The sequence below is a fragment of the Croceicoccus esteveae genome, assembly GCF_031846435.1.
GTDB lineage: Bacteria > Pseudomonadota > Alphaproteobacteria > Sphingomonadales > Sphingomonadaceae > Croceicoccus > Croceicoccus esteveae.
Genome location: NZ_JAVRHS010000005.1, coordinates 202,688 through 211,517 on the forward strand (window position 1 = coordinate 202,688; position 8,830 = coordinate 211,517).

Here is an 8,830-nt window from a genome sequence, read left to right on the forward strand (position 1 = left end):
CTGGCGCACGCGCGGACAGAAGCAAGCTGGTGGTTCAGACATGTCACACGCTTGCTTGCGCATGGGCTGCGCCGATGCCACATCATGGCGCAATGCAGGGCAATGCAATCAAGGCGGTGCTTGGTCCCACCAACACGGGCAAGACCCATCTGGCGGTGGAGCGGTTGTGCGCCCATTCCAGCGGCGCGATCGGCTTTCCGCTGCGCCTGCTTGCTCGCGAGGTGTACGAGCGTGTCGTGGCGATCAAGGGCGCGGACAAGGTCGCCCTCATCACCGGCGAGGAACGGATCGAGCCGGCAGGAGCGCGCTGGCGGTTGTGCACCGCAGAAGCGATGGACCGCGACGCCGATGTCGCGTTCATGGGGATCGACGAAGCGCAGCTTGGTGCCGATCGCGAACGTGGCCATGTTTTCACCGACCGCCTGCTCAATGTGCGCGGGCGGGAGGAGACCATGATCCTTGGCTCCTCTGCGCTTGGGCCGATGGTGCGTGCACTGGTGCCGGAAGCCGAAATCGTCACCCGGCCCCGTTTTTCGACGCTGTCGCATGCAGGCGCGATCAAGCTGTCGCGGGTGCCGCCGCGCAGCGCCATTGTCGCCTTTTCGGCAGAGCAGGTGTATGTCGTGGCAGAAATGCTGCGCCGTTTCCGGGGCGGTGCAGCGGTGGTGATGGGGGCGCTGAGCCCGCAGACCCGCAACGCCCAGGTCGAACTCTTCCAGTCGGGCGAGGTCGATTATCTGGTGGCTACCGATGCCATCGGCATGGGGCTCAATCTGGATGTCGCGCATGTCGCATTTGCCGGACTGTCGAAGTTCGATGGCGTCCGGCGACGGCGCTTGACGATTGCGGAAATGGCGCAGATCGCCGGACGGGCGGGGCGGCATCAGCGCGATGGCACGTTCGGAACCCTGGCAGGAGAAGGCGCAGAATTCACGCCTGAGGAAATTTACGCGATCGAGGAGCACAGGTTTGCGCCCCTCGATCATCTGTTCTGGCGCGATGCCCGCCCCCGCATCGACAGCCTTCGCACTCTGATCTGCGATCTGGAAGCTGCGCCTGATCATCCGGCGCTGGCCGCTGCACCCGAGGCTGTCGATCTGCAGGTGGCAAAGATCCTTGCGGCCAATCACGAGCTCGCGAAGAACGTGCGTGGCAAAGCGCTGGTAAGCCGTTTCTGGGAGGCCTGTTCGCTTCCTGATTTCCGCTCGCTTGGTTCGGAAAACCACGCGCGCTTTGTGGCTCGCCTGTGGCAGGACCTGTCGCGCGATACCGGCCGCCTGGGGCATGATTTCGTTGCCGGCAAGATTGCCGAACTCGACAATGTGGCAGGTGATATCGACACCCTGCAAGGGCGGATTGCAGCGATCCGCAGCTGGTCCTATATTGCCCAGCGGCCGGACTGGGTGCTGCACCCCGAAACCATGGCAGGCCGCGCCCGCGATGTCGAAGCGCGGCTTTCCGACGCGTTGCACGCCCGGCTGACCGAACGGTTCGTGAACCGGCGCACCACAGTGCTGATGCGCAGAATGGGCACGGACGCAGGGCTGCTGCCGGTGCGTCAGGGGGAAAATGGCGAAGTGCTGGTCGACGGCGAGGAGATTGGCAGACTCGACGGGTTCGCCTTTCAAGTCGATCCGCAAGCACGTCTCGAAACTCGCCGCCTGTTGCTCGCCGCGGCGGACAGACATCTGCCGGCGATACTGAACAGCCGGGCAGAAGCCTTGTTGCGCGATTGTGCGGACCGAACGGGTGCTTTGGCCTGGCAGGCTGAGACGATTCTTTGGAACGGACACACGGTGGCTCGCCTGGTAGCCGGATCACGCCTGCTGAAACCGGAGCTGCGGCTTGATCCTTCGATTGCCTCGCTGGCATCAGCGCTGCGGCAGCGGCTGGAAAAAAGCCTGGCAGATTGGGTCGATGCGACCATAAAAGAGGCGTTGAAGCCGCTGTTCATCGTGGCATCCGCGGCCGCACAGGAAGAAACAGGGCCTCAGCTTCGTGCCTTGCTTGTCGCGTTGGTCGAGGCTGCAGGAGTGCTGCCGAAGGACGGGTCGGGCATCGAAATGCTGGAACCGGAGCAGCGGGCAAAATTGCGCAAGCTGGGCATCAGGATCGGCGCGCTTGACCTGTTCATTCCCGCCATGCTGAAACCCGCGCCGCTGGCGCGTTGGGCAAGCCTTGCACAATTGGCCGGCAAACGCCCTCCATTGGTTACAACCGTATTTTCGCCGACCCGTACCGCAAAGGATGGTCGCGCTACGGGCTACCGCCGGGCCGGTGAGCAGCAGGTGCGTGTCGACCTTGCCGACCGCCTGATCAGCAGCGCTCATGAACGTCGCGAACGCTGGACCAAGGCAGGCAAATCAACCCGGCGGAGCAGCAGAAGCGGAGCGCAGGCAAGCTTCACGCTTGATCCCAGCATCGCGCTGTCCATGGGACTGACAACGCGCAGCTATGCGATATTGCTACGCGACGCGGGGTTCTATGCCGGGCCTGTAGCGACGCTTGCTCCCGGCGCGTTCGGTCCGCCTTCTCCGCCACGGTTCACCTGGCGGCCGCGCCCGCGCAAGCGTACAGATCCCCTCGTCAAGGCCGCGCCGGCATCGGCTGGCAATCCTTTTGCCGGATTGGCAGACCTGTTTGCATGAACGCGCCGGCCGCACCAACGCCTGGTGACGCGGATGGCAAGATGCGCATCGACAAGGTCTTGTGGATGCTGCGACTGACCAAGACCCGAAGTGCGGCGCAAGCGCAGATCCAGCGCGGTCATGCTCGGGTGAACGGGCGGCGGGTGCTGCGTCCCGCGCAGGCAGTCGGCGTCGGCGATATCCTGGTCTGCCCGCTGGCAGGTGCAGTGCGCGTGCTGGAGATCACGCAACTGCCGGTCCGACGCGGCCCGCCTGCAGAAGCGCGGCTTCACTATCGTGAGCTTGCAATCGATCCGCAACCGGCGTCCGACGCTTGACGAAGCCGGCGCGCGATCATAACCCGAAGTTTCCTTTCCCGATCAGAGGCCGGGTTGATCCCGGAGACGTGCTGAAATGACCTATGTCGTCACCGATGCCTGCATAAAGTGCAAATTCATGGATTGCGTCGAAGTCTGTCCAGTCGACTGCTTCTATGAGGGCGAGAACATGCTCGTCATCAATCCCAGCGAATGTATCGACTGCGGCGTATGCGAACCGGAGTGCCCGGCAGAAGCAATCCTGCCTGACACTGAAAACGGCCTCGAACAATGGCTGGAACTGAATACGCAATATTCTGCCGAATGGCCCAATATCACGGTGAAGCGCGAACCGCCCGCTGACGCAGATGAGCACAAGGGCGAGGAAGGCAAGTTCGCCAAGTATTTTTCGGCTGAACCCGGCGAAGGCGACTGATCCCCTCCCAAGCTGTCAAAGCTGAAGGTGTTTCGGTAATTACCCGCAGTGGCTGCGTTTTACGCTGGTCTGCTGCGACGCGACGTGTTAAAGACCGCGCCGTGTTGCGATACAGCAACGCGGTTCGTTCTTGTGAACGGGCTTGCCAGATGTTCGGCCGCTTGTCTGGTGCAGATCGGACAGGGATCCATTCGATCGCCGGTGCAGCGACATTCAGCCCTCGCACTTCGTGCAGGTGGTTTGTTGCATGCACTATTGCGGAATGGCCGCGGCCCAGAAAGGATCATGCATGACTGCCAAGGCAAACGCCTTTGATGTCGGAGATTACGTAGTCTATCCCAAACATGGAGTTGGCCGCGTTATCGAGCTGCAGAACCAGGAAATTGCCGGGATGCAGCTTGAGCTTTACGTGCTTCGGTTCGAAAAGGAGCGCATGACACTGCGCGTGCCGGTCAACAAGGTGGAATCCATCGGAATGCGTAAGTTGTCCTCGGACAAGACGCTGGGCGAAGCCATGGACGTGCTCAAGGGCAAACCCAAGGTCAAGCGCACGATGTGGTCCCGCAGGGCGCAGGAATACGAGGCTAAGATCAATTCGGGAGATCTGGTGTCCATCGCAGAAGTCACACGCGACCTGTTCAGGGCAGATGACCAACCCGAGCAGAGCTATTCCGAACGGCAAATCTTCGAAGCGGCTTCCAGCCGTCTTGCACGCGAACTTGCCGCAATGGAACAGACGGACGAGCCAGCAGCACTTGCCAAGATCCTGAGCATATTGAACGAATACGCGCCGCGTTATTACGATCAGCAGCCGGCCTGATACACGCCTGGTTCCCGGACGACCAGCGTCTGCCGGTTTCTGCAACGGGATCAGGGTTTATAATGGTTTTCCATGCTTTCCGCGTGGTCTGGGCATTGGCTTTCGGGCGGCATCGCGGCGCGGCTTAGCCGATCGTTGATGGCGATGCCAAACCCGTGTGATGGAACCATAGCGACGGCAACTGCGGGACATGGCGATGCCGCTGCAAGATGCAGGCAGGCATAAAGATTGGCCGCCGCTTCCCGCAGATCCGCAGCTGCGGACAGGTTCACGTCGCCATCGGTGGAACCAAACCCAATGAAGAATTCGTGCGAGGCTGGCTTGCGGGCGTTGAGGCGAACCGGCTTTCCTGGTGCGTAGTGGCTTGCATGCTGTCCGGGCGCCTCCACCATGTGGAAAGGTGCTTCAATCTGCGGCCCCGCCAAAGCTGTGATGTCCTCTGCCAGGACGGGGCCTGGTCGCAGCAATTGCCAGCCTGTGTCGCGCAGGATCACAATTGTCGATTCCAGGCCGTCTGCGGTGTGTCCGCCATCCACGATCATGTCGACCGTGGAACCAAGGGACGCAAGGACATGCTGGGCTGCAGTGGGACTGACAGCGCCGCTGCGGTTTGCAGAAGGTGCGGCAAGTGGAAAATCGACGCTGTCCAGCAACGCCTGCATGACCGGATGAGACGGACACCGCAGTGCCACTGTGGCAAGTCCGGCCGATACCGCTTCGGCAAGATGCGAATCCGCTTTTCTTGACAGGACCAGCGTCAGCGGGCCGGGCCAGAAACGTTCGGCAAGTGCGTCGGCCCGCATGTCAAAGTGCGCGAGGGCAGCTGCCGCCGTTCTGTTTGCGACATGGACGATCAGAGGATTGGTCGACGGTCTGCCCTTGGCGGCGAAAATCCGTGCAACTGCAGCAGGATCATCTGCCCTTGCGCAAAGTCCGTAAACGGTTTCTGTCGGCATTGCGACAATACCACCGGCGCGAAGCACTTCTGCTGCCTGTAACAGCCCATCAGCATCCGCAAACGCAATTGGCGGCCTCACCTTGTGTGCTTTTCCGTCATCGATCATCACCCTATGACCCTAAACGGCTGATGCCGGGTAATACAGACGAAAAGAGCAGGCGATGAACGAGGCAAGATCAGACCCACTGCAGCGGATAGCCGATGCATTAGACCGGCTTGCTCCTGAACAGGCGACCGCGCCCGACCTGTACGCTGGTCCTGCATTTCTGTGGAAGGGAGACCAGTTCAAGGCCGTAGCCGAACTGCAGGCATTGCCGGCGCATCTCTTGCGTGGCATCGACAGGCAGCGTGACACCATGGTCGAGAATGTTGCCCGCCATGCACGCGGTGATGCCGCGCATGACATGTTGCTATGGGGCGCCCGCGGCATGGGCAAATCCGCGCTTGTCCGAACGGCCACTGCCTTGGCGGCGCAGTCGCATGACGTCGCGCTTGTGCAGCTTGCTGGCGATGCGCTCCAAACTCTTGACACCTTGCTTGAGCATCTTGGGCGTACTGAACGTCGCTTCATCCTGTTCATTGATGATCTCGGCTTCGATGCCGGCAAGGATCAGCAGATGCGGGCACTAAGATCGCTGCTTGACGGCGGGATCGCGGCTCGTCCGGACAATGTGCGGCTCGCCGTGACCACCAATCGGCGCGCGATCGTTAACCGCGTCAGTGCTGATCAGAATGATCCAATCAACGCTGCTGACATGGTGAGTGATGCTCTGGCGCTTGCTGACCGGTTTGGATTGTCACTCGGCTTTCACAATTGCGATCAGGCCACCTATCTTGCCATTGTTGCGGCTTACGCCAGCCATTATGACTTGCTCTGGAGTCAAGCGGACGCGCTTGAATGGGCGCAGCGGCGTGGTGCGCGGTCAGGCAGAGTGGCGCGTCATTTCATTACTGAAATTGCGGGCCGCGCCGGGATACGCCTCAATTAAAGCGGCATCCCTGCTCACCACCGTTCAGCGTGAGAGCTCAGGACCAGTGCTTACCCGCCAGATGATTCCGGCAGTGTCGTCGCTGACCAGCAAGGCGCCGTTCTTGTCCCAGGCCAGCCATGTCGGCCGCCCCCGCGCCTTGTCCCGATCTTTTGTCAGAAAGCCGCCGAGGACCGTCACTGGCGTTTCCCCGACCGGATTTCCTCTCTCGTCAAAAGGCACAAAGACGACATCATAACCTGACGGTGGTTTGCGATTCCATGAGCCATGTCGCGCAATAAAAGCTCCACGGGAAAACTGCGGACCTAGATTACCACCCTCAGCAAACAACAGGCCCAGCGGCGCCGTGTGCGCGCCAAGCGCATATTCTGGTCGCCGGGTGTATTCCGTCAGGAACTGCGGCATCGGTGCTTCTACGCGCTCGTCGACATATTCCTTCCAATACACCCAGGGCCACCCATATTGCGCGCCAATGGGCACATTGGTGAGGTAGTCGAGCGGCACGTCGGGACCCAGCATGTCGCGCTCGTTGACGCTGGTCCACAGTTCCCCGCTGCTCGGCTCCAGCGCAAGACCATTGGGATTGCGCAGACCGCCTGCAAACTGCCGGCTTGCTCCTGTCACAAAATTGTATTCATGGATGGCCGCTCTACCGCTTTCCTCCGCCATACCGTTCTCACCAATGTTGCTGGCAGAGCCGACCGTGATGAAAAGACGCTTCTCATCCTTGCTCAGCAAGATGTTCCGCGCCCAGTGATTGCCCGCTCCCGGCAGGTCCAGCAGCTTGTGAGGCGACCCAGATATCTGCAGATCGCCCATGGTGTAGGGAAAGGACAGAACCGCATCGGTATTCGCCACCAGAAGCCGCTCATCCCGCATTGCCATGCCAAACGGCGACTTCAAACCATCCAGCAGGACAGTTGACAGTTCCGCTACCCCATCTCCATCGGCATCGCGCAATAACCGGATGCGGTCGGCAGAAGGGGTCCCGGCCCCCACCCGATCCATGATCCAGCCGCGGATCCAACCGAATATCCCATCATCATCATTATCGGCAGGGCCGCTCGTTTCAGCGACAAGCACATCACCATTGGCGAGCGTCAGCATCGTGCGTGGATGGGCCAGACCTGTCGCAAAGCGGTTCACGCGCAATGGGCCAGTCGCAACCGGCGCTTCGCTGTCGTTCCAGCCAATCGGTTCGGCAAGATTGACAGTGGGGATAATACTGGTTTTTATCTCGGCAATGACCGGGTCGGGGCCGGTCAGCTGCGCATCGCTGTATTGCGCTAACATCGGGCGCAGCAGCAACGCCGCTATCAGCACGATGACTGCTATGACGACGACGATGATAATCATCGTCTTTCTGGTTGGTCGGTTCATGCCGGCAAAATAGGCCAGTGGCCTTTCAAGGGCAATGGCCAGCCGATCAGGGATTTGTTAGAGGATGCAGATGTTCGAAATGAGACCGACTGACCGCAGCGACAAGGCGTTGCTTTACCGTGAATTGTATGAAGCGGTTGACGCCATCACCGATGGCGAAACTGATCAGATCGCCAACATGGCCAATACGGCCGCATTGATCTGGGGGTTCGTTCCTGATCTCAACTGGGCTGGCTTTTACCGCCTTGCAGGTGAGGAGTTGGTGCTGGGCCCGTTTCAAGGATCGGCCGCATGCATTCGCATCCCCATGGGAAGAGGCGTATGTGGCATGGCTGCATTGCAGCAGCGCTCTGTGCTCGTGCCAGACGTGCACGCGTTTGAAGGGCATATTGCATGTGATGCAAACAGCCGATCAGAACTCGTGGTGCCGATCGTAAGCAACCGCGACACCGTCGCTGTTCTTGATTGTGACAGCCCGCTGCTCGGTCGCTTCGACAAGGATGATCAAGCAGGATTGGAGCGCATCGCGTCATTGCTTGCCGCGCGGTTGGCCCGATGATGGGAGTCGCAAGCCAATAGCGTGGGTGGACACGGAGTGCTGGAACTGGGGAAACATGAGAATCATGTGGAATACATCGGATACCATGTCAGTCAGCATACCTCCTTGGTGATTTAAGCTCCGGAGCCGCAAGAGCCATCAGGTGACGGAGGCTGCGATGACGATGGTTGCCATGAAGGTCTTGATGTTGCAATCGAAGCGGTCGGCGACCCGGCGCCAGTTCTTGAAGCGGCAGAACATGCGCTCGGCGACGTTGCGCTGGCGGTAGATCTGTCGGTCCTGCCCGGTTCGGATTGTGCGGGTTGGACGTTGAGGGATGACAGGTGCAGTCCCTCGCTTGGTGAGCCAGCTTCGCAAGGCGTTGCTGTCACAACCCTTGTCAGCGGTCAGAAACTTCGACGGCGGCGCGGCATCGATCGCCAGCATGGTGACCCGGCATCATGCGTTTTGCCGGGTGTCAGGAGCAGGACGTGGGGCGGCCTCCTTTCGTCGCAGATTGCATGAAGACTGATGTTCCTCCCGCCTTTGGTGATGCTGATGGCATGAGGCAAAGCTTATCCTTTTACGCCTCCGGCAGTGCGGTGGACCTTGATGCAGGAGCTGTTGATGAACAGCCTGGCCGATGAATAGCTTGGCGGGCAAACCCTCGGCCCCGCGCCGGAAGCGGTCCCAGAGCGTCTCATTCAGCCCATGAATGTGTTCCGGACAGCTTCAGCGACCCCCACTGTTCAGCCCTTGGACGAC

At 60.4% G+C, this 8,830-nt stretch carries 9 protein-coding genes; 6 read left to right on the forward strand and 3 right to left on the reverse strand.

Annotation, left to right across the window (positions count from 1 at the left end; all coding sequences use genetic code 11):
* Nucleotides 1–92: 92 nt before the first annotated feature.
* The 4 genes from RM533_RS08500 (at nucleotide 93) to RM533_RS08515 (ending at nucleotide 4,200) form a co-directional block, all read left to right on the forward strand.
* Nucleotides 93–2,648 (forward strand): helicase-related protein, encoded by a 2,556-nt coding sequence (locus tag RM533_RS08500; RefSeq protein ID WP_311340791.1) that lies wholly within the window; start codon nucleotides 93–95, stop codon nucleotides 2,646–2,648.
* A complete protein-coding gene (locus RM533_RS08505; RefSeq protein ID WP_311340792.1) occupies nucleotides 2,645–2,965 on the forward strand; it encodes an RNA-binding S4 domain-containing protein in 321 nt (106 codons plus the stop codon). Before RM533_RS08500 ends, RM533_RS08505 begins: the two co-directional genes overlap by 4 nt.
* Nucleotides 2,966–3,041: 76 nt before the next feature.
* Nucleotides 3,042–3,380, forward strand: a complete 339-nt coding sequence (fdxA, locus tag RM533_RS08510) for a ferredoxin FdxA (RefSeq protein WP_311340793.1) — start codon at nucleotides 3,042–3,044, stop codon at nucleotides 3,378–3,380.
* A gap of 289 nt (nucleotides 3,381–3,669) precedes the next feature.
* Nucleotides 3,670–4,200, forward strand: a complete 531-nt coding sequence (locus tag RM533_RS08515; protein WP_311340794.1) for a CarD family transcriptional regulator — start codon at nucleotides 3,670–3,672, stop codon at nucleotides 4,198–4,200.
* Nucleotides 4,201–4,250: 50 nt separating this feature from the next.
* On the opposite strand, the gene RM533_RS08520 is transcribed toward RM533_RS08515, so the two are convergent.
* Nucleotides 4,251–5,264, reverse strand: a complete 1,014-nt coding sequence (locus RM533_RS08520) for an L-threonylcarbamoyladenylate synthase (protein ID WP_311340795.1) — start codon at nucleotides 5,262–5,264, stop codon at nucleotides 4,251–4,253.
* Between the two features lie 55 nt (nucleotides 5,265–5,319).
* Between RM533_RS08520 and RM533_RS08525 the strand changes: the two genes are divergently transcribed.
* Nucleotides 5,320–6,147, forward strand: coding sequence for a DUF815 domain-containing protein (locus RM533_RS08525; protein WP_311340796.1), 828 nt, complete (start codon nucleotides 5,320–5,322; stop codon nucleotides 6,145–6,147).
* A 24-nt stretch (nucleotides 6,148–6,171) separates the two neighbouring features.
* Here RM533_RS08525 and RM533_RS08530 read toward each other — a convergent pair whose 3' ends face one another.
* Entirely contained in the window at nucleotides 6,172–7,527 is a 1,356-nt protein-coding gene (locus RM533_RS08530; RefSeq protein WP_311340797.1) for a PQQ-dependent sugar dehydrogenase, read from the reverse strand.
* A 70-nt stretch (nucleotides 7,528–7,597) separates the two neighbouring features.
* On the opposite strand from RM533_RS08530, the gene RM533_RS08535 reads away from it, so the two are divergent.
* Entirely contained in the window at nucleotides 7,598–8,086 is a 489-nt protein-coding gene (locus RM533_RS08535; RefSeq protein ID WP_311340798.1) for a GAF domain-containing protein, read from the forward strand.
* Nucleotides 8,087–8,224: 138 nt separating this feature from the next.
* Here the strand turns inward: RM533_RS08535 and RM533_RS08540 are convergent, their stop codons facing one another.
* Nucleotides 8,225–8,512 carry a transposase gene (locus RM533_RS08540; RefSeq protein ID WP_311340799.1) on the reverse strand — a complete coding sequence of 96 codons (288 nt, stop codon included), beginning with the start codon at nucleotides 8,510–8,512 and terminating at the stop codon, nucleotides 8,225–8,227.
* Nucleotides 8,513–8,830: the final 318 nt, after the last annotated feature.

Excerpts from the sequence above, each read along its gene's own strand:
- RM533_RS08500 (WP_311340791.1), top strand. The coding sequence starts at position 93 with ATGCAGGGCAATGCAATCAAGGCGGTGCTTGGTCCCACCAACACGGGC.
- RM533_RS08505 (WP_311340792.1), top strand. The coding sequence starts at position 2,645 with ATGAACGCGCCGGCCGCACCAACGCCTGGTGACGCGGATGGCAAGATG.
- fdxA (WP_311340793.1), top strand. The coding sequence starts at position 3,042 with ATGACCTATGTCGTCACCGATGCCTGCATAAAGTGCAAATTCATGGAT.
- RM533_RS08515 (WP_311340794.1), top strand. The coding sequence starts at position 3,670 with ATGACTGCCAAGGCAAACGCCTTTGATGTCGGAGATTACGTAGTCTAT.
- RM533_RS08520 (WP_311340795.1), bottom strand. The coding sequence starts at position 5,264 with ATGATCGATGACGGAAAAGCACACAAGGTGAGGCCGCCAATTGCGTTT.
- RM533_RS08525 (WP_311340796.1), top strand. The coding sequence starts at position 5,320 with ATGAACGAGGCAAGATCAGACCCACTGCAGCGGATAGCCGATGCATTA.
- RM533_RS08530 (WP_311340797.1), bottom strand. The coding sequence starts at position 7,527 with ATGAACCGACCAACCAGAAAGACGATGATTATCATCGTCGTCGTCATA.
- RM533_RS08535 (WP_311340798.1), top strand. The coding sequence starts at position 7,598 with ATGTTCGAAATGAGACCGACTGACCGCAGCGACAAGGCGTTGCTTTAC.
- RM533_RS08540 (WP_311340799.1), bottom strand. The coding sequence starts at position 8,512 with ATGCTGGCGATCGATGCCGCGCCGCCGTCGAAGTTTCTGACCGCTGAC.